Source organism: Marisediminitalea alba (assembly GCF_002993365.1).
GTDB classification, from domain to species: domain Bacteria; phylum Pseudomonadota; class Gammaproteobacteria; order Enterobacterales; family Alteromonadaceae; genus Alteromonas; species Alteromonas alba.
Genome location: NZ_PVNP01000146.1, coordinates 39,136 through 59,547, shown reverse-complemented (window position 1 = coordinate 59,547; position 20,412 = coordinate 39,136). Strand labels below are relative to the sequence as shown.

Genomic DNA, 20,412 nt, shown 5'->3' with positions numbered 1-20,412 from the left:
CTCTGTTATCAACTGTGAGACGCTATCAGTGCCTTTCAGCAGCTTCTCAACATAACGGGTTTGACTATCTGTTAAGTGTTCTAACTCGGCTATAAGCTTTGTAAATTGTGCTGGGATCATGATCAACCCTCAATAACTGTATTCATATACAGTATAGCAACAATTTAGCAGAACATAGCCTTTTCAAAAAATCACTTGCCAGATCAGATTACACGTGTAATCTTAAAAATAGATCGACTACAAATGTAATCATTTCATTGAAATTGAGAGGAGGTGATCGATGAGTAACGACAATCCAAAAGCGGATATCTCCAACGCCGAATTTGAAGTGCTTGATGTACTGTGGGATGACTATCCCGCCACATCCAGCGATATTGTAAAGCGCTTAAATCAAAAAAAGCCGTGGCACGATAAAACCGTGAAAACCCTGCTCAGCCGATTAGTTAAGAAGGGCGTAGTGGACTTTGACAAGGCCCAGCGTCAGTACCTATACCGCCCGCTGATTGCCAGAGAAGACTACACCAAAAAAGAAGCCACCAGCTTTGTGAGCCGAATATTTAAAGGCAAGGTAGCGCCTCTGGTAGCCGGGTTTGCCAACCAGAATTCCCTGTCTCAACAGGACGTGGATGAGCTTAAGGCGCTGATTAAACAGTGGGAGCAAAACAATGACTGAGTGGCTCATTCAGCAGCTTATTCAACAACAAGGCCCATTATGTTTAGTGCTTGTCACCCTGATGGTTATGGAGCACTTTTTCACCGCCAGAATTGGCATCCGGCTGATGTATAAACTGTGGTGGATGGTACCGGTTGTGCTGTTGATGGCTAATCTGCCCATCCCAGGCATTTCATTGCCTGCCAATAGTTTTACCCGCTATGTAGTAAGCGGCTCGGTAGCGGTAAACGTTTCACAAAACACAGTATGGCTGGGCTTATGGGCAGCGGGTGCCTCTTGCATCGCGCTTTACCTGATAACGCAGTATTCACAGCTTGCCCGCTCCATAGATAAACCTATGACTGGCATTAAGAACACCTGGTTTGCCCGGCGGGCCACCACGCCAATGCTGTTTGGCCTGTTTGCTCCCAGAATATTACTTCCGGCAAGCTTTACCAGGCTGTTTTGCCCCGTGCAGCAGCGATTAGTGATGGAACACGAGAACACACACCTTCGGCACGGCGATCACGTATGGAATGCGTTGGCGCTGATAATAGTCACTGTCTTCTGGTTTAACCCTCTGGTCTGGCTGGCCCTGCGCTCATTCAGAATTAATCAGGAGCTGGCGTGCGATAACCAGGTATTGCGCCAGAAAAGCCCACAGGAAAAATTGCTCTATGCAAAAGCCCTCGTGGCCTGCGCAGAACAAAACTCCTCCTACCTTACAACCTACCCGACCTTTGGAGAAAAAAGCACCATGTTAAAACGACTCAATCTGATCAATAAGCCAAATTCGGCAAGTACAGTGGCTGGCGTAACGGCACTGGCTATCGCCGCTATTCTTACCACTCACACAGCACTGGCAAACCTGCCTGCCAATGATATTCAGGCCGACAAAGTCAATCTGGCTACGCCGGTAAAACGTGTGCCGCCGGTTTATCCAGACAGCGCAGCCCTGGCAAATCAGGAGGGATTTGTCACTCTCCAGTTTGATATCACTGAAACCGGCGCTACCGACAACATTAAAGTAGTGAAGTCGTCACCGGCTGGGGTATTTGACTCAAGTGCAGTGAAAGCAATGGAGCAGTGGCAGTATAAGCCACGAGTTCAAAGCGGTAAGGCACAAAGACAAACCGGCATTTTAGTGCAACTGGACTTTAAACTGGCAACCGACGACGATGAAAATGCGGCAAACAATCCAGATATTGAAAAAATCAACGTAGCCAAAGCCAAATAAAACACAGCTCCCTGGTACTCCCGTTTGCGTCAGTACATGCCGCGCTTGCGGGGGTACTATCCCCCACTCAGGCTGAGGTATATTGTTGCCGACGCCGGGCCGCCACATTGCTCACATTCACCCAGCGGAATAAATACATAATTATCAACTTTGTTATCGCACTGGTTATCGCTAAAGTAAGCAGTGGCCAGCCTTCCTTTACCCCCATACTCAGCGCAAAGGCAATAGTGGAAATATCCATCAGCAAAATAAACTGACTCATTTTAAGATCCACCGCACCGGTCTGACCCGCGGTCAGGATCAAGCGGATTTGATGATAGTAGCCCTGAGCAATAAACACCGACACCAGTACAATCAGCAATGTCGCAATGTGCCGGCCCTGATCGGCGATAGTTTCACCTGACAACAACCCCGCCCCCGCTAATACAAGGCTCGCCGCTGCCAGCACAACACTCAACCGGGCCGCCCTGGATTTGCGGTCCAGCCAGATTTCTAACAAAATCCCCATCACCAGCATTGCCGCGAGTAACCGCGGCCAGACAATATAGTGATTAAATGGCTCAATGGAGTAGCCATAAATAAAAAATGACAGGTAGGCAAAAAAGCTTACGGTAAACTGATTCAGAGAAAGTAAAGCGGTCGGGCGCGCTACCTCACTCGCCATGTGTTTACGGCGCCAGATGGTACCCAGTTGAGAGTAAACACCCAGTACGCTTATCATGATAAACAGGGTATTAATGGCGCCGAGTAAATTATATAAAGTCAAAATCGCAATCCTTTTCACGCCAACATTGTCGACAATATTAATGTAAAACTTTAGAAATATATATTTATTACGGTTTTTATGAATATTAATGTCGACAATAACAAAGAAATGCATTACTTTCGTTCGTCGCTAAACGCTTTCGTAAACTGAACAATAAGAGGCACATCCCATGCTAAATCAGGTCGCAGTCATTACCGGCAGCAGCAGAGGAATAGGCGCAGCAACAGCGCGGCTGATGGCAGCAAAAGGCTATTCGATAGTGCTTAATTATCAGAACTCTGCCGGACCGGCTGAAGCATTAAAGCAAGAAATTAGCGCTATGGGTGTGCCGTGCATCGCGGTACAGGCAGATGTGTCTGAGGAAGATCAGGTTGAAGCCTTGTTTTCACAGGCCGACGCTTTGGGCCCCCTTGCAGTGCTGGTTAACAACGCCGGCATCCTGGCGCAACAAACCGGCCTGCGCGGCATTTCGGCGGAGCGGTTTCGTCATATCCTGAATGTAAACGTACTGTCCTGCTTCTTGTGTACCAAGGCAGCGGCAACAAGAATGTCGACAAAAGAGGGCGGCTGCGGCGGCACTATCGTAAATGTTTCCTCCACGGCGGCCAAATCCGGAGCCCCCAATGAATACACAGATTACGCCGCATCAAAGGGTGCTATGGATAGCTTTACCCGCGGCGCAGCACTGGAACTGGCTGACGAAGGGATTCGGGTAAATGCTGTGCGACCGGCCCTGATAGATACTGAGATGCATGCCTCAGGTGGCGAGCCGGATAGAGTCAAACGCTTACAGACAAAGATCCCTCTACAGCGACCGGGCACTGTACAAGAAGTTGCTGAAGCCATCGTCTGGCTGGCAACTAATAAATCATCCTTTGTAACAGGTAGCTTTATCGACGCATCCGGTGGATTATAGTCACACTGTACTGGCTATTTTGAAAGGCAACACATGGAAGTCAGAATTTTTACCAAAACCCTCGCCTACAAGCCGGGATTATTTGCGGCTACCCGGGAAGTTACTGACGGCGGTCTGCAGGACGAAGTCAATCAGCGTTTGGTACACATTCAATGACTAATTTAACCCGCTTAGCAGCCCTTGCTTTTTTACTGTTTATTGTGTGGGTTATTTATATGGCCAACGCCGGGCACAACAGTGTATTTTTTGACTTTGTTGCAGCCATTCCCTACGGCGACAAACTTGGCCACGTAGGTTTATTCGGCACCTTAACCTTTTTAACTGTGCTGGCATCTAAGTTTACCGGCTGGACGCTAAATAACACCAGGCTGTATTTCGGTGCCATCGCGGTTACGCTGTTCGTGATCGGAGAGGAAATCAGCCAGGCCTTTATCCCCTCCCGTACCTTTGACTTTGCCGATCTAAGCGCCGATGCAGTAGGTATTCTGCTGGCCGTACTGGTGTTACGCAAGCTGGAGAAAACGGCGGGTATGCAAACCTACCTTCAGCGCTGACGCCTTACAAAACAGTGGTAGGCCAGCGCCATTAATAAGCAAACTATGGTATTGACGTAACCTGCCACCAGGGCGTTTCGAACAAACAGCTATAACTTTTAGTGGATCTTTTTCTCTACTTTGGCGCGCAGAGCCGCGATATCTTTGTGACGACCTTCGTCAGCTAATGGTCGTGCGGGTCGTGGTGCGGCATTTAGCGCTTTATCCAGATAAGCCAGCGCCTGTTCATATTCGCCATCATCGTAGAGATATTCGGCGTAAAAATAGTTACTGTCGATGCCATCCGGATTGACCTGCAGTGCGCTCTTTAACAGCTGCTCGGCTTTTTTATCGCTGCCAAAGCCAATCGGCCAGCCGGGGACTTTATGGTACAACACACCAAGGCTGGTCATCGCTGAACCTTGCAGGGCATGCGAGTCGATAGACAAGGCATCCTCAAAGCTCTTCTTGGCGGATTTAGCGTATTTAAGCGCGCCTATACCGCCTTGTGCACCGGCAGTGCTCGACTGCACAATACCCAGCCAGATTAAATATTCCGGCTGCTTAGGCTGGGCTTCCACCAACGCCTCGGCTTGTTTGATCAGTGATTTAAATTCATCGGCTTTTTTATCGCTATCGATATCAGCGTAGTTAATTTTAGCCCAGGCCGACTGAATGTCAGCCAAACCAGGTGTACTCTCAGCGGCAGTCAGTGGCAGACACACAGCCGCCAGCAAAGTTAACAGATAACGAACAGTTTTCATGACAGTTTCTCCTTTGTGACAGATGTCAAAAAGCGTTGAATAACGGGTAGTTTTTTAATAAGCGCACGGTCGACAATGCCAGGAAATGCACCATTAATGCGGGCAAACAGTTTTTCCGGGAAACCAATAAACCAACGGGATTTATTACCTTCCAGTTGTGCAACCAGGGCATCAGCAACCCGTTCAGGCGGGTCCATCTGATTACCCAGAGCCTTATTCATCGATACCACTGCATCGGAATTAATGGCCGTTTGAGTGGCCCGCGGCGCCAGATAAAAAAAGTTAACTGAACTGTGCGCATACTCGCGAATAAGTGATTCGGTAAATCCGCGTAAACCGAACTTAGACGCGCAATAGGCTGCATGACAAGGGAAGCCAATACTGCCAAAGGTAGAGCCAACATTGACCACGTAACTCTTGCCTGCACGTTGCAATACAGGAAGTAAGCGCTGGGTCAGGGCGATAGGCGCCGTTAAGTTAGTGGTCAATAGCGCTTCAATACGGGCCATTGGAATAGCACTGAAATCGCCAATTTCATTAATACCGGCGCTGTTGACCAGCATCGTGGGCGGGTGCTCATGACACACCGCCACAACCTTATCCAGACCATCTGCCGTGGTGATATCAGCGCAGGCAACCGTGTGACGCCCTGGCAATGATTCAAGCAGTTCGCTGAGTTTAGCGCTATTGCGGCCAGTCAGGATCAGCGAGGCACCCAGGCCAGCCAGTTTGCGGGCAATGGCTTCACCAATACCGCCGGAGGCGCCGGTGATCAGGCACACCTGATGTTGCCATTGAATAGCCATTACGCGGCCTCCACCAGCATTGTTTTACATTCCAGCGTACGGAAGATATTGGCGTACAACTGAAAGAACATTTTGGCAGAGTGAATGATTAAATCCTGCTCAGCTTTATCGTCAATTTTATTCATCAGGTCACGGAAGAACACGATATGCTCCTGATCCAGCGACCCATGAGAACGCAGATAGCTAAACGCGCCACCGGGTAAATCCAGGGTTTTCCTGATTATGGCGGCAGCGTTATCCGCCAGCGCGATGCTGGTACCTTCCAGCACGAACACCATGCCAAAGAAGCACAAAGGATTTTTACGACGTATTGCGTCGTAAGCGTAAGCCACCATTAATTCAGTGGCCGCAGCAGGCTGACTGTGACGAACCTCCTCTTTATCCACACCGCAGGTAGCCAGGTCGTTGAGGATCCATTCCTGGTGGCCCATTTCTTCCTCGATATACTCGCCAACCGCTTCGCGCAACCATTCTTTACTCTCTGGTAATGCCGCGCCGGTGGCCATCAGTAAAGGCACTGTGTGTTTTACGTGGTGATAAGCTTCGCGTAGGAAGGCGGTGTAATCGTGCAGGGAAATATCACCTTTAAACACCTGCTGAATGATAGGCGAACTGGTTAAATAAGCTCTTTCTGCCTGGGTTTCCTGCTCTAAACGGGTATATAAATTCATGCTGATTACTCCTCGCCTATACAATTTCTGGCGCGTACATAGTTTCGATAACAGACTGAAAATGCGAAACGGCTCTATCCCGTTTTAATTTGCCATTAGCGGTAAATAAGCCGGTATCGGCAGCAATTTCAGGCAGGGTTTGCCACGCCTGTAAGCGGGCATAGTCGGGCAGTTGTTTATTCACTGCCGCAAGGTATTGTTCAATCATTTGCGCGGTGACCGATTTATGGCGTGGTACCAGTAGTGCAGCGCAGTGCGGGCGCGCTTCGCCTACCACCAATACCTGGCTGAACAAGCCACCAGCCATCAGTTGACTCTCGATCCACTCTGGCGAGATGTTGCGCCCTAAAGAGGTGATGATGAGATTTTTTTTGCGACCAGCCACGTAGTAATAACCATCCTTTTTACTCACCAAATCGCCGGTTTTCACTTTTGATGGATAAAACGACTCAGGCTGATTCAGGTAGCCAAGAAAAATCGTCCCACTGGCCACCAGCTCACCGTTTTCAACCGTTAGGGTATTGTGACCAAGCGAGCGCCCTACGCTATCGGCACTTTCTGCACCAGGCAGATTGAGAGTATTTACCGAGACACATTCAGACAGGCCATAGCCCTGATAAACCGGCAAACCGACTTCTCGGGCTGTGGTTATCAAACCAGCGGGCACATGAGCGCCGCCCACCGCAATAAACGTTAATGACCGTGGTGGCTGCCAGCCATTACTGCAGGCGGTAACCAGCATCAATAAGAGCTCTGGCACCAGAATCAACGATTGAGGCTGAGCTTTGCTGATAGCACTTAGCATCGCCGCCGGGTCGGTTAACCTGGCGCCGGAAAAACCCAGCTCGTCACTACCGCAGATCACCACTGTGCCACCACAGATTAAAGGAGCGTACACACCAGCGATATTCTCCAGCAGGGTTGCCAAAGGTAACAGGCATTGATGGCGCACATGCGGCATCTTCAGCGCTGCATCCAAACTGGCAGCAACCCTGGCTTGCGAGACATTGCTCAGGCAGACGCCTTTAGGATTACCGGTAGAGCCGGAAGTAAAGGTAACTTTCCCAGTGCCGACGGGGACTTCTGGCAACATCGGGTTATCCCACAATGTTGCGTACAATTGATTAAACGGCGAAGACGTCGGCTGACCACCGGAAAACAATCTGGGTTGATCGGTGATAATGAGTTCAATACCGGCTTCGGCAAGCAGGTGTTGCCGCTGGGTCGCTGAAAAATAAGGTGGTACCGGAACCAGTAATTTATTTGCCCGCTGACAGGCCAAATCGCAAGTAATCCATTCGGCACTGTTATCGGCCAGCAATGCTATGCGTTCTGCAAAGTGCGAAGCCAACCAGTCAGCCACCTGACTCACCCGGTCATTCAACTCTGCATAAGTCAGACTGCCGCTTCGCCAGCTAAGCGCTTGCCTGGCTGGCCATTGTTGCCAGTTTTGCAAAATCATAACTGTGCTCCCAATTGTGCCGAGAACGCCGGAGCCAGAGGCGCAAACTGCTCATAGCCGGTGCGTAATTTCGGGTTGTCCAGGGTTAACTGAATAATATCGGCGACCTTGGCTGCCACGACTTTAGGTCCTGTTTGGTAATAGGTACCCCAATTTTGTTTTGGCTCACCTAACCGGGTTTCATCGGCGTCTGTAAGGTAATGCAGAGCCAGGCCGCCATGTTCCATCATTCTTTGTAGTCGGGTAGTGGCAGTAAACACCAATACTGAAATATGCTGCTGAAATAATCCCATGGCGGTGAGCAATAACAACGGCATGGTATAGCGGGAAGATTTGCTGTAGAGATTACCGATTTCGGCCAGTCGATGGCGCGGACAATGGATGCCATTATCGCTTAGTGCCTGCTCCAAAGAGTCAGGGAAATAGGTTTCCACAAACATTTTTTCATTGCCGGTACGAATGCCCAGTGCGGCTTCGATGTTGTTACCTCCGAGGGCAACCAGCACGGGCATAAATTCGGTAATGTCTGCCTGATAGGCCTGGTTAAAGCCTTTAGCAATATGGTTTTCAATGGTTTTTCTCTTTGTGCTTTGCTGATTGACTACCTGTAACGTTGGTAAGCTGGCAGCAGGCACCACAGTCGAGCCTTTACGCGGAACACGCAGGCGTGATAATTGTTCTGAAACAGGTTGGATGGTACTCAACATAACTTCGTCTCATTGGGTGACTGTTGAGCGAAATTATGAACTGTCAATATTAAGCGAACCTTAAGTGCCCAAAAATCTACAGATTTTTGGGCACTCCGGAAACGTCTACGTTATCCGGATCTCCTTAAAAGCTTGTCTCACCAATAAAAATCAGCGGGTTTGCCTTGGCTCTTTTTATATAACACCAACGGGTTAGCCATCCGAATCCGGCTAAAACTGCTGACGAGATCTGCCGTTCCGCGCAAATTAAGCGACAAACTCAATCCGCAATGCCGGACTTTTAATCACAGAGCAACTTGGGAAATGTGTGGACGCCGGAATGGCGTTCAATGGAATGGGCGAGTTGACCCGTGTTGATATAACTGGCCATGTACTGATTGATGACTGGCAGCAGATCTTGCCTTCCGGGCCGGAGGACAAGCACCAGATCAACACTACTGATCACATTGGGAGACTGATAAAACTCATTGTCGCAGAATTGTCGTTTATTGAGCACCGACAACGCGTTTTGTTCGCTCATAATGGCATAATCACAACGGCCTTTGGTGAGCATAAGCGCCATCAGTGTCTGGCTGGCCGAGTTTACACGAATCAGTGGGTGCTGTTCACTTTCAAAAGCCGTCTGTAACACCGGATATTTAAACCCAAGGCGGGTACAAACCAACTCTCCGCTACTCTCAGCCAACTCAAATGGCCCGTCAAAAGCGGTTGTTGCGTACAGATAGCTATCATGCTGTAGCAGCGGATTGCTGAAGATAAATCCCTTGGGGTCGTCCAGCCATTCCTCGCCAGAAAGAAACATATCGGCCTTACCCTGGCGCAGGAATAACTCGTTGCGGGCGCGGCTGGAATCAAGGTAAGTGACCCGCAGGTTTGCCTTGTCGGCAAAACTGTTAAAAAAGTCCACAACCACACCCTGATAGGACTGACTTTGCGTATCAAAATACAGATAGGGCGGTGAGCCGGGCGAATTAATCGCAAAGATGATCTCTTGCGTCGGCGGTAAGGCCACTGCACGACCGGCAGAGAATACACTGCTTAGAAGTAAGAGTATGCAATAGGAAATTAACCGCATTGTGCTAATTTTTCTGCCTCATCTGCCAAAGCAACCTTATGCTGCCTGAAAACCATCTCAGAGTATACCTCAGGGCCTCTCTGCACGCTAACACCAATATAATGTGCGGACTGTTTCCCCATGATGCAGTACCTATGGTATTTAGCTATTTATAGTGGCAAGTTGATACTCGTTAATAATGACAAAGAGTTGAATTTCACTGATCGTTTAGCGCCTCAAGCAATTTCTGGCCTACTCAGGTGAACACCTCTTAATCCATAAACTAAGTCAGGCTGCGTATACAGTAATGGTCAGGAGCAACCATCAGTGCAGCACGCCACAAGAGATGTTGGCATTGCAATTGGGGTTTACCGGTATGGATGGCGGTACAATTTATATTTTGCGCACTACAGTCTTGCTAACTCAAGCGGCTATTTTCAGGCATTGCCACGCATCTGGCGGGAGCCTGGCCGCCCAAGACAGCCAGCCAAACACCATTGCCAGTAGCGTAGCGACGATATACATCAAGGGTGTAGCGATTTACTAAAACTCGTATTCCATGGCCATACGCAGCGTATGGTCTTTACTGTCACCGTTGAGTCCGGCAATAAACGCCAGCTCCCATTTAAGCTGCTTTTGTTTATCAAAGCGTTTGATACCCATAAAGGCCGGGCCCACGCCAATAAAATCCTCGGCCGCGTAAAATTCTACCGCAGGCTGAATTTCAGGGATCCAGCGATAGCGAAATTTCATTTTAAACTCGCTTTCAAACTCAGACTCGATGGTGTCTCCCCATTCGTACACCAACAGCACGTTGGTAGTTAAGCTGAAGCGGCCCAGTTCCTTTTCGGTAAGCACGCCGCCTTTGAACTCCCAGTCATTGCTAGCGTTTTGCTTTTCCAGTTCGAATAACAGACCCCAGTCAGCCCAGTACTGACCCTGCTCGGTAAGCATAGAGCGCAGTTCCAGCTCGTAACCGGCCACGCCAAAATCCCCCGACTCATCGCGGGAGCCAACAATATAGGCTTCCAGAATGGTGTACTCCGATAAAGCATGCCCAAAAGAAATTCGTTGCATGAGGATATTGCCATCTTCCTCACTTTGCCTGGAGGTCAGGCGCCATTCCACTTCCCGTTCGAAGGGCAAAACGTAAGGGTGATAAACCCGATCCACGGTAAAACTGTCGGCCAGTACTTTGCCCGGCAAAAGCAGTAAGAGGGCGATAGCCAGATATAATCTCATTTCAAATCCCCGGTTAGCTGACGCTTGCCAATAAGCAACGAATACAGATAGCAATACATCACAGGAAACAGCACTGCAGCCAGATAAATCAACATGTAAGCACCGGTAGGCGTGGCTTCGTAGCCATTTAATACATTTAAGAAGTGGCCGTACTCGCTGTCGTCTGCCACCCAGCCAGACGTATCCCATAAACGGTTTTGATTTGGCAGTAAATTAATTTGCTCCAGTAACATGGCGATACCAGCTATCTGACCGGCAAAAAATACCGTCAGGACTGCCAGCTTAATTAATTGAATACGAATGGCAGCGACTGCGACATAGAGCAGTACCCCCACGCTCAGGCTGATCCCAAGCCCAATGACATTGCCCAGAATGAGTGACGTACCGGCATCGGATGCCGACCAATAGGCAAGTAAATAAATAATAAAATGGATCACGTTAATAAACGTAATGCCAACCATCAGCAAGGCACTTAACCACTGCGTTGAAGAGGTATTGCCCTGATATTGCCGGCGGACAAACTCTCCCAACCCGCTTAGCATAACAACCAGCACCAGCGTTTTAATGAGCTCCAGACCGCCCCCCTCAAACCATTCAGAAACGACGGATAAATTGAAATACAATCCCACAGCCATCAGAAAACCCGCCAGTGTGCCGCCAAGCAGATAACGCGCATTTCCCCCCTGCTGAGCCAGTAAAAAGCTGAACAACAGAAATACGGGCAAGGTGTCACGAATAAACAGGATCACGGTGTTAATCAGCATCCGTTGCCTCCTTGTCGCCTACAATGACATAGCCCAATGCGGAATTCGGGTGCAATTCACCAAAAAACTTATAGCGGCCATTTGGCAATGGGCCAACGAAAATAGTGCCTTTGCTGTGGCCAAAAATCACCTTCTCGCGGTTAAGATCAAAACTATCAATTTCCTCTGGCGAGGGATCATGGTTAATAAATACCAGACGCACTTTCTTACCTTCCGGAATGCGCACGGTTTGCGGAATAAACAGATGGTCACGAATTTCAATCACCACTTCTGGCAGCGCTGCCAACGCATGCAATGGCGCCAGTGTTAACAGGGTTAGCGTTATGGTTTGCAGAATCAGCTTCATGACTCAGTTACCTCAAAAGGTAAACTCACCGTCACTTTTAAGCCCCCCAGCACAGAATCATCGAGAGCAATTTTGCCATGATGCAAGGTGACAATTTGCCCAACGATGGCCAGACCCAGACCACTCCCCGTTGACTTGTACTTTTCATCTTTCTGGTCGCGGTAAAAGCGTTTAAGCACCTGGGTGCGCTCATGTGGTGCTATACCAGGGCCTGAGTCTTCCACCATAAAACACACCTGATTATCCTGACTCAACACCGTTACCTGAATGGCTGCGCTCTGAGGCGAATAGGCACTGGCGTTAGCAATCAGGTTTTGTAACATGGTGTACAGGGTAAATTCGGTGCTCATCAAAAATGCACTGTCGCCCTCAAGACTGATTTCCTGCTGTTTGCTTTCTATTTTGCTATAGAGGTCGGCAATCACATTTTGCGCCACAACAAAAGCGTCCACCTTACTTAATTGCAAGTGAAACATCTCCGGGCTGGTGCGACTCAGCAGTAAAATTTGATTCACTACGTGGATCATTCGATCGGTGTCCTGCTGTATGGCTTGCAGTTTACCCGCATCGTCATGGCGCTCTTTGGCCAGATTATGCAGGTTAATTTTCATTACGCTCAGTGGTGTGCGCAGCTCGTGGGCGGCATTGGAAGCAAACTGCTGTTCGCGCTCAAAGGCTTCATTAAGGCGCAGGAACATGGTGTTAAGGGTGTCCATCACCGGCTGCATTTCAGTCGGCACCTGGGGCAAAGACACCGGCGACAAATCCTTGCCCTGGCGGTTAGACAGTTTTGATGACAGTAACTTAAGGGGCTTTAACCCCAGACTCACCGATATGAAGACGATAAGCGCCAATATCGGTACCGCATAAATAAACGGCATAATGACCGATACCGTTAAAGCATCGGTTAACCCCACGCGGCTTTGTAACGGCTGCCCAACGATAACTGTAGTACCGTCTGTCAGAGTCTGTTTATAAACCCGCCAGCGCCGACCATCGAAGTTTTGCTCAGAAAAACCATCCGCGCCAATGGTGAGCGGCTCATCTGGCTGATTGGGCGAGTCGGTGATTAGTGTACCGTCGCGCCAGATCTGATACACCAGTTCACTGCTACCGAAGCCATCCATTTGCTGACCATTGCTCAGTGCTACCGAATACAACAGAGTGGTTAGCTCCTGATCCATAAACCGCGACGACATCGAGAGCGCTGCGCGATAACCATGGATCGCAGCACTGAAAATCACCAGGATCAGCGAGCTGATAAGCACCAGCGTTATCGTGCGCCGTATTGAGTGCAATCGTCAGGCTCCGTTAACAGGGATACTGTAGCCTACACCACGAATGGTTTTGATAAAGTTCTCCGGCAGCTTTTTACGCAAATGGTGGATGTGCACTTCGATAGTATTGCTTGAGACTTCGTCGCCCCATTCATATAACCGTGACTCCAGTTTTTGTTTGGGCTGAATACGCCCGCCGTTCTCCATTAACACCTTTAATAACATCAGCTCCCGTCGAGGCAGCGAAACAGCTTCTCCAGCCACGCTCAGCTCCAGCGTTTGTGTATTTAAGGCCACCTCACCAATTTTTACTATGGCAGTACTGGCCGTACCTAAACGACGCTCAAGGACACGCAAGCGGGCAAACAGTTCGTCCATATCAAAAGGCTTGGGTAAATAATCATCAGCACCAGCGTCTAAACCCAGTATTTTATCGGTCACTTTATCCCGGGCGGTCAGAATGATCACCGGCATGTCTTTCACTTTGTGGCGAATCTGGCGCAGCACTTCCAGCCCATCCATATCCGGCAGGCCAAGATCGAGGATTACAATATCGGTTTGCTCTGCCGCCAGCATTGCCAGCGCCTCACTGCCGCGATAAACACAGTCCACCACATAACTGGCGTCCCGCAGCGATTTACTCAGCGCGGCCGAGAGCGGCTGGTCATCTTCAACAAGAAGTATTCGCATGTTATTGATAACGTGAAATTTAAGTTAACCCCAGTATAGCAGTTAAATCTTAAGCAAACCTTAAGGGAAATTGCAGCATAGCAATGCTTATACCCGCAGTTCGCCAGTCACCTACAGGGGGTAAGAAAGAATAAAACAGGCACCCCCCAGCGAGTTGCTGGAAATCACCGATACCGTCCCTGCGTGCCAGAGCTGAATTCGTTTTACAATGGCCAGCCCTAAACCGGCGCCGCCAGCATAACGTACGCGGCTGTTGTCAGGCCTGAAAAACGGTTCAAAAATACGCGCGGCCTGGGCGGGTTCTACGCCGGTACCGTCGTCGTTTACGGCAATGTTTATCGCAGTATCGGTTTGATAAACTTCAATAATAATCTGCGACTTAGCATGGCGGATAGCATTATTCAGCAGGTTAATAACAGCCCGCTCTATAAAGTGACCATCCCCACGCACGGTAAATTCGTTACCACTCACCAACAAGGTCTTACTGGTGGTTAGTGCTAACCTGGCCACCACATCACTACACAATGTTGTAATTGGAATATCGGCAATATTCAGTTCAGGGGTCATGGCATCGTACTGGGTATAATCCAGCATTTCCTGCACTAACCCCTCAAGTTCGTCCAGATCGGCTTGTATACCTCGCCAGGCCTGGCTGTCTGGCTCGGGTTTCATTTCCAGGGCAAATTTTAATCTGGCAATAGGCGTTCTGAATTCATGCGCCACAGCGCCGGTCAGTTCCCGCTGATCGCGCAGCAAGCCGTGCACCCGCTCGCTAAGCATATTGAGTTTATTCGAAATAGGCTGGATGACAGAACGCTTCTTCAGCGTAATCGATACGTTTTCGCTGTCCTGCCCCAGGTGATCCACCCTGCGGGTGAGATAGGCCAGATCGCGCCACAGCGGCCATAACCAGATTGCCAGCATCACACCCAGCAACAGCAGGAACGCCGAAAGATAGATCAGTAAATAGGGCCTGGACACTTCGGTAAACGGCAACGAAAGCACAATCAAACGGCGTTCACTGGCCGGTATATAAATGAACCTTGCAGTGTCGGTATACAAGGTTACGGGCAAGCCGGCCTCCAGGTCGGCTTGCTCCGCAGCAGACCAGTTAATCGCCGCACTGTCTTTCAGCTTGTAATCGATACCCGCCTGGCGGAGTGTTGCCAGCAGTTGCTTTTGATCTTTTAATGTCAACGGCAATAAGGCCTTTGCCAACACCATGTCGGCCGGCTCGCGGTAATCTTCGTCAGGCCAAATCAGTTCGAGCGTGCTGCTGATAAGTACCAGAGAGACCGCCATAAACAGGTAAAAGCTCACGAACAGGCGGGTCATTCGTCACTCCATGCATCCGCCACAAAAAAGAATCCCTTGCCCCAGATAGTTTTGATGCGGTAAGGGTTTTGCGGATTGTCTTTGAGTTTTTTACGCAAGCGCGACACCCTGACGTCAGCCGAACGGTCGAGACCATCGTATTCACGCCCAATTAGCTCCTTATACAGGTTAGTTCGCTCTACCAGCTGAGAGGCGTTATCAGCCAGTAAACACAGCAGGTCGAATTCGTGGCTGGTTAAAGTGATATCCTCGCCGCCCAGATTGACTCTGCGCGACAGCTTGTCAATGCTCAACTTGCCAAAAGTCACTACCGAGCCACTTTGAACCGGCGCTTCAGCCGAGGCGGCGCGACGCATCAGGGCATTCAGCCTGGCCAGTAGCACCCGCGGTTCCACCGGCTTAACCACATAATCGTCAGCGCCTATTTCCAGTCCCAGCACCTGATCAAAGCTCTCACTTTTCGCCGTCATAAACAGCAGCGGCCCGGTATAAAATTGACGTAATCGATTGCATAAGTTAAAGCCATCATCCCCCGGTAGCATGACGTCCAGAATAATGGCATCCGGTGGTGCATCCTTCACTCGCTCTACGAGCCCTTCACCATCGGCAAACCGGTCCACGCTAAAATCATTGGCCGTCAGGTACTGACTAACCAGCTCAGCCAGTCTTTCATCGTCTTCAACCAGGATAAGCGACTTCATCAGAATAAACTCCAGGGATTTTTAACGCGGCGTCTGAGCATCGAAGCGCTGCGATAACGCAGTGTGAGTATTACCGAAGCCTGGTACGTATTGCTTTCTCTCACCAGGCTAAGCTCTGACTCTTCTTTTAACCTAACCTTCACAGCACCTGGCATGCCACTATGAGGCCAGCACCCCAGCGGCTCGGTGTTCAGCGTCAGGCAATATCTGTCGTCAGGAAGCGGTGGATAGTGCAGCGTGACTGACATAACACATTCATCGCCTTGTTCTGCAGCGATACACTCACTGGGCGTGGCTGAAAAGGCGTCGTCCTCAGCTTCTGCCGGCATTAACAATGCCCCTGAGAGCAGCAGAAGTAAGCAGAATAAACGCACCCAAACCCCTTAAAACTGATAGCCGAAGCCAATGAAACCACTGGCAACGTAGTCTTTAGACACCAGCGGGCTGTCGGTCATGCCGCTGCCCAGGGTGGATAACTGCACCCGGCCCACCCAGCGCCAGTGCTTGCTTAAAGATTTATTGAGTAGCAGCCCGACACTGGTTTGCAGGGCATGGTCTGCGGCGTACCACAGGCTGCTATTAGCCGTATCCTCACCATCTATACCGTAATAATAATCTATCAGCTTCTCGCTCTTGTAGGTCACTGAAGCATTAGCGGCAAAGCGCCAGTCGTCCCACTGCCAGCGGTACTGGTATTTTAGTTGTGCATAATACCCCTGATGTACGCCGAGCGGGTCGCCGGCTACCGCAGCAGATAACAGGCTGTCGGAGCCATTCCAGTTGACTCTGAAACCAGCATCAGCGGTCCACTTTCGGCTGCTGATGTCGTTGATAGATATTGAATCCCGGGGGGCGGGGGATTCACCGTCACTATCGCCGGGTTGCAACGGGCTGCCAATAACATCCGCCGCGCTGGTATTAACAGACAAAACGATATTTGCCGGGTGCCAGAACGCAAAGTAGGAACGCTCTCGGTTCGCTCTCACGAACAATTCGGTGGTTACATCACTGCGCAATAGCCACTGATAGCCAACCTCACCGTTGTCGAAATAAGCATTTTCGCCATACCAGGCTACATCGGGTAAAACCACCAGCGGGATAGGATCGCCATCGACCAGTGGATTGGTTCTGGCGCCAATGCCCACCGCGATGCCTAATTTCCAGGAGTTGGGTGCTATGCAGGCATCGTCACTCTCACAGGCCCACGCAATGCCGTGGCCTGACAGCCACAGCAATAAACAGCACAGCAAAGGGATCCGCACACCATAGCTCCGGCAGGTTATTCAGATTTTTAAGATTATCAAACCCTGAGAGCCTGCACAGCACCCGATTACAAATTGTCACATTTCTACATAGTTTGGATCGGATTATTCCTTAAACAAGCACTAGGGTAGTAATCAACCTCACCGCTTAAAAGGACATGGATATGAACCTGAAGCAAAAAACCGACCTGATGTGGAAGTGCCTGGCTGTAGCGATATTTTCAACCTGTACAATTACCGCCTGCAGCAACGACGGTAACGAGAGTCCGCCGACGCTCAGCTACATGACAGCGACGGACTCAGCCTTAACCACTGCGCAACAGGTCAGTGCCGAACGCTATGTTAAAAATGGCATCTATCTGATGAAAAAATCGCAGGCAACGGCGGTGGAGAGAGCCGCCGATGATACTGCGGCGCCGGCCAGCTTTTCGACCACCAACACCCAGATTGCCGGTGTCGATGAGGCGGACCGTATTGAATACAACGGTGACTATCTGTTTGTGGCCGATTTACCGGTGTGGACCGCGGACCACGGAGAAGTCAAAAAAGTGCACATTCTGGCGCGCCAGAACGATTATTCTTTAACCGAAGCCGCGACAATATCATTGCAGGACAACCTTAACGTAGCGGGCATGTACCTGTATGAAGATACCCTCGGCGTGGTTAGTCACTCTTTCCAGTATTACGCCATGGCCGATATTCTGGTCGACTCAAGCCCCTGGCAACAACCAGAGAACGATACATATATTGATATTTACGGCGTCGCCGACCCTGCCAATCCCAGTTCTGTGAGTAACATTCGTATTGATGGCGGTCTGATTAACTCTCGACGTATCGACAACCATTTGTTTATCGCCACGCAGTTTGTGCCTAATCTGGAAGACTTGCCTCATGCCGGCACCAGCAACCGCAGCCTGGTTGATCTGTACAACGCAATCCAGGCAAAAGACAGCAGTGAGCTGGTTCCCAAAATCACCATTAACGGCCAAACCAGTGATCTTTATCAGTTAACTGATTGCTTGTTACCCCAGCGTGCCACTAAACAGAATGGTCATACGCAAATGGTTAGCGTGGTTAAAATTAATTTGGATAACCCTATGGATTATTCCTCGCTGTGCATGCTGACCGAAGCCCATGGCCTGTTCGCCTCGGCCGATCACCTGTATTTACATGCCAGTAGCGAAGAAAAAACGGTTGTGCATAAAGTCGCTCTGGGCAATGAGATCCGCTATCAGGCAACTGCCAGTGTGGTAGGCACTCTGGGTCGGCAAAGTTCAGCGCAATTCCGACTGGCTGAGCGCGACGGCAAATTACTGGCTGTGACTACAGTGGGCGCCTGGTCACAGGATCCCGAGCATATGCTGCATATCCTTGAGCAACAGGGCAGTGAGCTGGTAGAAATTGCCACCCTGCCCAACGAATCTCAACCCGCGCCCATTGGTAAGCCAGGTGAAGCCATTTATGCGGTGCGCTTTTTTGAAGACAGAGCCTTTATCGTTACCTTTGAACAGATTGACCCCTTGTACGTGATTGACTTAACGGACCTTTACGCGCCAATGGTTGCCGGCGAACTGGAGATACCAGGCTTTTCCAGCTACCTGCATCCCATGGAAAACGGGCTGTTACTGGGCGTAGGCCAACAGGTCAGGAATGATGCGATCCCCGTAAGCGGCAGCACCCCGCTGGAAACCCCCATTGAGGAAGGCATGAAAGTCAGTTTATTTGATGTACTCGACCCGGCCAATCCGGTGGTACTGGGTGAATTTGTCTGGCCGCAAGCCTATACCCCGGTGGAATACGACCACCGCTCACTGTCGGTGCTGAAAACGGAGTCCGGCTACCAGTTTGCACTACCCTCACAAACCTGGGGGTTCGACGACTCCGGTTACTGGTTTACCCATAATGCCTTGCAGACGCTGGAGGTCAATGAAGCAGATCGGACGCTGAGCCTTATTGATTCGATAACTCCGACAACAGAGGACGACTATTACATTGGCAGCTATGAGGATCGCAGCGTGTTGCACAATGGCCATATTTATTATCTTCGCGGTAACCTGGTTTATCACGCGCTATGGCAACCAGATGCCGTGGTTGACGGGCCTTACTGATTGCTTTCAAAATTCACTGGTGCAAGGTTGGTAAAGTGCAAATTTCTGGCACTTTGCCGACCTTTTTTAACGGTAACCCGTTATCCTTTACTGGTAAGCGACCATAGATTTTCAACGGCTGGGACTTTACCTTTTAAGCCGCCTTTCAGCGCTTCACTGTGCAGTAGCGTTATTGCGCAGTACTTACCATAGTTTTGCTGGATTTCTTCACTGGGAATGGCAAAAGGCGGGCCGCCTATTAATGATTGATCGTACTCGAAAGTCACCAACAGCTGTTTTGCGCCGGGAGTAAGTGAACACAAGCGCTGACTGTATTGCTTACGCATATCCTGGGGCAGGGCCACCAACGCGGCGCGATCGTAAACCACATCAATGGTGCCCAGTTGTTCAGGAGTAAGCGCAAAAAAGTCGCCACAGTAAAGAGTGATATCCGGTGCCGTATATCGCATTAATTTGCCACATTCTTCAATCACCGGTGTAACGCCAAGGCTCTCGAAATACTGGCTTACGGCCAGTTGGCTTAGCTCAACGCCCACCACTTCGCAACCACGTTCGAGCAAAAACGTCATATCGTTGGATTTACCGCAAAGCGGGACAAACACCCGGCATCCATCGCCTATGCCGAATTTATCGGCAAAGCCTGCCAGCATTGGGTGGATATCGCTCTGATGAAAGCCTATCTCACCTTTTTCCCACTTGTCATGCCAGAACGTATGTTCCATGGCCACTCCTCATTAACCACAACCAAACTGCTAACTGCACAAGACGCTAACGGCTGTTAGCTATCCAGCGCAAAAGGGCGGCGCTGCAAATAATCGCAGGCAACGTCCATTTTATACAGAATACGGGTGGCCTCAAGATTTAGCGCATCATGCATCTGCATACGTTGCTGTTCGTAGTCTTCACTCATGCTGTTGGCTGCGGCCTGTTCCCAGGTAGCCTTATCGGGCCACTGAGCATAGGCAATCCAGCGCCCTTCTTCATCCTTATGCAAGCGTGAGCCAAGGCTGCCATGAAACAGGTAAATGCCCTGAGTTACTTTCGGCCAGGCGCGCAGAAAAACTGCTTCCTTACCGGTTTTGGGAACGAACTCAAACATAACAATAAACATGGCTTCTC

General features: G+C 50.0%; 25 protein-coding genes and 1 pseudogene. 7 read left to right on the top strand and 19 right to left on the bottom strand.

Annotation, left to right across the window (positions count from 1 at the left end; translation table 11 throughout):
• Nucleotides 1-120: pseudogene (locus C6Y40_RS13470) on the bottom strand (IS1595 family transposase); the annotation flags it as partial.
• 160 nt (nt 121-280) lie between these two features.
• Here C6Y40_RS13470 and C6Y40_RS13465 point away from each other — a divergent pair.
• Both C6Y40_RS13465 and C6Y40_RS13460 read left to right on the top strand, forming a co-directional pair.
• Nucleotides 281-673: a BlaI/MecI/CopY family transcriptional regulator gene (locus C6Y40_RS13465; protein ID WP_105935032.1), complete on the top strand. Its 393-nt coding sequence runs from the start codon at nt 281-283 to the stop codon at nt 671-673.
• The gene (locus C6Y40_RS13460) at nt 666-1,889 is read left to right on the top strand and encodes a M56 family metallopeptidase (RefSeq protein ID WP_105935031.1); all 1,224 of its coding nucleotides are present in this window, start codon (nt 666-668) and stop codon (nt 1,887-1,889) included. The genes C6Y40_RS13465 and C6Y40_RS13460 overlap by 8 nt, the downstream gene beginning before the upstream one ends.
• Nucleotides 1,890-1,956: 67 nt before the next feature.
• Here C6Y40_RS13460 and C6Y40_RS13455 read toward each other — a convergent pair whose 3' ends face one another.
• The gene (locus C6Y40_RS13455; RefSeq protein WP_170308489.1) at nt 1,957-2,655 is read right to left on the bottom strand and encodes a hypothetical protein; all 699 of its coding nucleotides are present in this window, start codon (nt 2,653-2,655) and stop codon (nt 1,957-1,959) included.
• A 169-nt stretch (nt 2,656-2,824) separates the two neighbouring features.
• Between C6Y40_RS13455 and C6Y40_RS13450 the strand changes: the two genes are divergently transcribed.
• Genes C6Y40_RS13450 through C6Y40_RS13445 form a run of 3 tightly spaced genes read left to right on the top strand, consistent with a single transcriptional unit; the run spans nt 2,825 to nt 4,125 of the window.
• A complete protein-coding gene (locus C6Y40_RS13450) occupies nt 2,825-3,571 on the top strand; it encodes an SDR family oxidoreductase (RefSeq protein WP_105935030.1) in 747 nt (248 codons plus the stop codon).
• A 33-nt stretch (nt 3,572-3,604) separates the two neighbouring features.
• Nucleotides 3,605-3,727, top strand: coding sequence for a hypothetical protein (locus tag C6Y40_RS25420; RefSeq protein ID WP_276309521.1), 123 nt, complete (start codon nt 3,605-3,607; stop codon nt 3,725-3,727).
• Complete coding sequence (locus tag C6Y40_RS13445) at nt 3,724-4,125, top strand: VanZ family protein (protein WP_105935029.1); 402 nt, start codon at nt 3,724-3,726, stop codon at nt 4,123-4,125. The genes C6Y40_RS25420 and C6Y40_RS13445 overlap by 4 nt, the downstream gene beginning before the upstream one ends.
• A gap of 98 nt (nt 4,126-4,223) precedes the next feature.
• On the opposite strand, the gene C6Y40_RS13440 is transcribed toward C6Y40_RS13445, so the two are convergent.
• The 6 genes from C6Y40_RS13440 to C6Y40_RS13415 all read right to left on the bottom strand — a co-directional run bounded on the left by C6Y40_RS13440 (nt 4,224) and on the right by C6Y40_RS13415 (nt 9,526).
• Nucleotides 4,224-4,868 (bottom strand): tetratricopeptide repeat protein, encoded by a 645-nt coding sequence (locus C6Y40_RS13440; protein WP_105935028.1) that lies wholly within the window; start codon nt 4,866-4,868, stop codon nt 4,224-4,226.
• Complete coding sequence (locus C6Y40_RS13435) at nt 4,865-5,674, bottom strand: SDR family oxidoreductase (RefSeq protein WP_105935027.1); 810 nt, start codon at nt 5,672-5,674, stop codon at nt 4,865-4,867. Before C6Y40_RS13435 ends, C6Y40_RS13440 begins: the two co-directional genes overlap by 4 nt.
• Nucleotides 5,674-6,345: an iron-containing redox enzyme family protein gene (locus C6Y40_RS13430; protein WP_105935026.1), complete on the bottom strand. Its 672-nt coding sequence runs from the start codon at nt 6,343-6,345 to the stop codon at nt 5,674-5,676. The genes C6Y40_RS13435 and C6Y40_RS13430 overlap by 1 nt, the downstream gene beginning before the upstream one ends.
• A 16-nt stretch (nt 6,346-6,361) precedes the next feature.
• A complete protein-coding gene (locus tag C6Y40_RS13425; protein WP_105935025.1) occupies nt 6,362-7,807 on the bottom strand; it encodes an AMP-binding protein in 1,446 nt (481 codons plus the stop codon).
• Nucleotides 7,804-8,514 (bottom strand): thermostable hemolysin, encoded by a 711-nt coding sequence (locus tag C6Y40_RS13420; RefSeq protein WP_105935024.1) that lies wholly within the window; start codon nt 8,512-8,514, stop codon nt 7,804-7,806. The genes C6Y40_RS13425 and C6Y40_RS13420 overlap by 4 nt, the downstream gene beginning before the upstream one ends.
• A 280-nt stretch (nt 8,515-8,794) precedes the next feature.
• Nucleotides 8,795-9,526, bottom strand: a complete 732-nt coding sequence (locus C6Y40_RS13415) for a substrate-binding periplasmic protein (protein ID WP_170308488.1) — start codon at nt 9,524-9,526, stop codon at nt 8,795-8,797.
• A gap of 349 nt (nt 9,527-9,875) precedes the next feature.
• Between C6Y40_RS13415 and C6Y40_RS13410 the strand changes: the two genes are divergently transcribed.
• Nucleotides 9,876-10,115: a hypothetical protein gene (locus C6Y40_RS13410; protein ID WP_146129572.1), complete on the top strand. Its 240-nt coding sequence runs from the start codon at nt 9,876-9,878 to the stop codon at nt 10,113-10,115.
• Here the strand turns inward: C6Y40_RS13410 and C6Y40_RS13405 are convergent.
• The 9 genes from C6Y40_RS13405 to C6Y40_RS13365 all read right to left on the bottom strand — a co-directional run bounded on the left by C6Y40_RS13405 (nt 10,112) and on the right by C6Y40_RS13365 (nt 17,185).
• Complete coding sequence (locus C6Y40_RS13405; RefSeq protein WP_105935021.1) at nt 10,112-10,810, bottom strand: hypothetical protein; 699 nt, start codon at nt 10,808-10,810, stop codon at nt 10,112-10,114. The two genes, C6Y40_RS13410 and C6Y40_RS13405, sit on opposite strands and share 4 nt — an antisense overlap.
• On the bottom strand, nt 10,807-11,574 hold the full coding sequence (locus C6Y40_RS13400; protein WP_105935020.1) for an FTR1 family iron permease: 768 nt from the start codon (nt 11,572-11,574) through the stop codon (nt 10,807-10,809). The genes C6Y40_RS13405 and C6Y40_RS13400 overlap by 4 nt, the downstream gene beginning before the upstream one ends.
• On the bottom strand, nt 11,564-11,920 hold the full coding sequence (locus tag C6Y40_RS13395) for a cupredoxin domain-containing protein (RefSeq protein WP_105935019.1): 357 nt from the start codon (nt 11,918-11,920) through the stop codon (nt 11,564-11,566). The genes C6Y40_RS13400 and C6Y40_RS13395 overlap by 11 nt, the downstream gene beginning before the upstream one ends.
• Nucleotides 11,917-13,218, bottom strand: coding sequence for an ATP-binding protein (locus tag C6Y40_RS13390; RefSeq protein WP_105935018.1), 1,302 nt, complete (start codon nt 13,216-13,218; stop codon nt 11,917-11,919). The genes C6Y40_RS13395 and C6Y40_RS13390 overlap by 4 nt, the downstream gene beginning before the upstream one ends.
• Before the next feature lie 3 nt (nt 13,219-13,221).
• A complete protein-coding gene (locus tag C6Y40_RS13385; RefSeq protein ID WP_105935017.1) occupies nt 13,222-13,887 on the bottom strand; it encodes a response regulator in 666 nt (221 codons plus the stop codon).
• A gap of 111 nt (nt 13,888-13,998) precedes the next feature.
• On the bottom strand, nt 13,999-15,222 hold the full coding sequence (locus tag C6Y40_RS13380; RefSeq protein ID WP_105935016.1) for an ATP-binding protein: 1,224 nt from the start codon (nt 15,220-15,222) through the stop codon (nt 13,999-14,001).
• Nucleotides 15,219-15,923, bottom strand: a complete 705-nt coding sequence (locus tag C6Y40_RS13375) for a response regulator (RefSeq protein WP_105935015.1) — start codon at nt 15,921-15,923, stop codon at nt 15,219-15,221. Before C6Y40_RS13375 ends, C6Y40_RS13380 begins: the two co-directional genes overlap by 4 nt.
• Nucleotides 15,923-16,252 (bottom strand): DUF3019 domain-containing protein, encoded by a 330-nt coding sequence (locus C6Y40_RS13370; RefSeq protein ID WP_105935014.1) that lies wholly within the window; start codon nt 16,250-16,252, stop codon nt 15,923-15,925. Before C6Y40_RS13370 ends, C6Y40_RS13375 begins: the two co-directional genes overlap by 1 nt.
• Nucleotides 16,253-16,306: 54 nt before the next feature.
• Nucleotides 16,307-17,185 carry a MipA/OmpV family protein gene (locus C6Y40_RS13365; RefSeq protein ID WP_170308487.1) on the bottom strand — a complete coding sequence of 293 codons (879 nt, stop codon included), beginning with the start codon at nt 17,183-17,185 and terminating at the stop codon, nt 16,307-16,309.
• A 164-nt stretch (nt 17,186-17,349) separates the two neighbouring features.
• Between C6Y40_RS13365 and C6Y40_RS13360 the strand changes: the two genes are divergently transcribed.
• Nucleotides 17,350-19,293 (top strand): beta-propeller domain-containing protein, encoded by a 1,944-nt coding sequence (locus tag C6Y40_RS13360; RefSeq protein WP_170308486.1) that lies wholly within the window; start codon nt 17,350-17,352, stop codon nt 19,291-19,293.
• 80 nt (nt 19,294-19,373) lie between these two features.
• Here the strand turns inward: C6Y40_RS13360 and tmpT are convergent, their stop codons facing one another.
• Nucleotides 19,374-20,015, bottom strand: coding sequence for a thiopurine S-methyltransferase (gene tmpT / locus C6Y40_RS13355; RefSeq protein ID WP_105935011.1), 642 nt, complete (start codon nt 20,013-20,015; stop codon nt 19,374-19,376).
• A gap of 56 nt (nt 20,016-20,071) precedes the next feature.
• Entirely contained in the window at nt 20,072-20,404 is a 333-nt protein-coding gene (locus C6Y40_RS13350) for an antibiotic biosynthesis monooxygenase family protein (RefSeq protein ID WP_105935010.1), read from the bottom strand.
• Nucleotides 20,405-20,412 lie beyond the last annotated feature (8 nt).

Coding starts and splice junctions, on each gene's coding strand:
- C6Y40_RS13420 (WP_105935024.1), bottom strand. CDS start 8,514: ATGTTGAGTACCATCCAACCTGTTTCAGAACAATTATCACGCCTGCGT.
- C6Y40_RS13430 (WP_105935026.1), bottom strand. CDS start 6,345: ATGAATTTATATACCCGTTTAGAGCAGGAAACCCAGGCAGAAAGAGCT.
- C6Y40_RS13350 (WP_105935010.1), bottom strand. CDS start 20,404: ATGTTTATTGTTATGTTTGAGTTCGTTCCCAAAACCGGTAAGGAAGCA.
- C6Y40_RS13405 (WP_105935021.1), bottom strand. CDS start 10,810: ATGAGATTATATCTGGCTATCGCCCTCTTACTGCTTTTGCCGGGCAAA.
- C6Y40_RS13400 (WP_105935020.1), bottom strand. CDS start 11,574: ATGCTGATTAACACCGTGATCCTGTTTATTCGTGACACCTTGCCCGTA.
- C6Y40_RS13450 (WP_105935030.1), top strand. CDS start 2,825: ATGCTAAATCAGGTCGCAGTCATTACCGGCAGCAGCAGAGGAATAGGC.
- C6Y40_RS13360 (WP_170308486.1), top strand. CDS start 17,350: ATGAACCTGAAGCAAAAAACCGACCTGATGTGGAAGTGCCTGGCTGTA.
- C6Y40_RS13460 (WP_105935031.1), top strand. CDS start 666: ATGACTGAGTGGCTCATTCAGCAGCTTATTCAACAACAAGGCCCATTA.
- C6Y40_RS13380 (WP_105935016.1), bottom strand. CDS start 15,222: ATGACCCGCCTGTTCGTGAGCTTTTACCTGTTTATGGCGGTCTCTCTG.
- C6Y40_RS13410 (WP_146129572.1), top strand. CDS start 9,876: ATGGTCAGGAGCAACCATCAGTGCAGCACGCCACAAGAGATGTTGGCA.
- C6Y40_RS13425 (WP_105935025.1), bottom strand. CDS start 7,807: ATGATTTTGCAAAACTGGCAACAATGGCCAGCCAGGCAAGCGCTTAGC.
- C6Y40_RS13385 (WP_105935017.1), bottom strand. CDS start 13,887: ATGCGAATACTTCTTGTTGAAGATGACCAGCCGCTCTCGGCCGCGCTG.
- C6Y40_RS13395 (WP_105935019.1), bottom strand. CDS start 11,920: ATGAAGCTGATTCTGCAAACCATAACGCTAACCCTGTTAACACTGGCG.
- C6Y40_RS13370 (WP_105935014.1), bottom strand. CDS start 16,252: ATGCCGGCAGAAGCTGAGGACGACGCCTTTTCAGCCACGCCCAGTGAG.
- C6Y40_RS13445 (WP_105935029.1), top strand. CDS start 3,724: ATGACTAATTTAACCCGCTTAGCAGCCCTTGCTTTTTTACTGTTTATT.
- C6Y40_RS13465 (WP_105935032.1), top strand. CDS start 281: ATGAGTAACGACAATCCAAAAGCGGATATCTCCAACGCCGAATTTGAA.
- C6Y40_RS25420 (WP_276309521.1), top strand. CDS start 3,605: ATGGAAGTCAGAATTTTTACCAAAACCCTCGCCTACAAGCCGGGATTA.
- tmpT (WP_105935011.1), bottom strand. CDS start 20,015: ATGGAACATACGTTCTGGCATGACAAGTGGGAAAAAGGTGAGATAGGC.
- C6Y40_RS13435 (WP_105935027.1), bottom strand. CDS start 5,674: ATGGCTATTCAATGGCAACATCAGGTGTGCCTGATCACCGGCGCCTCC.
- C6Y40_RS13440 (WP_105935028.1), bottom strand. CDS start 4,868: ATGAAAACTGTTCGTTATCTGTTAACTTTGCTGGCGGCTGTGTGTCTG.
- C6Y40_RS13375 (WP_105935015.1), bottom strand. CDS start 15,923: ATGAAGTCGCTTATCCTGGTTGAAGACGATGAAAGACTGGCTGAGCTG.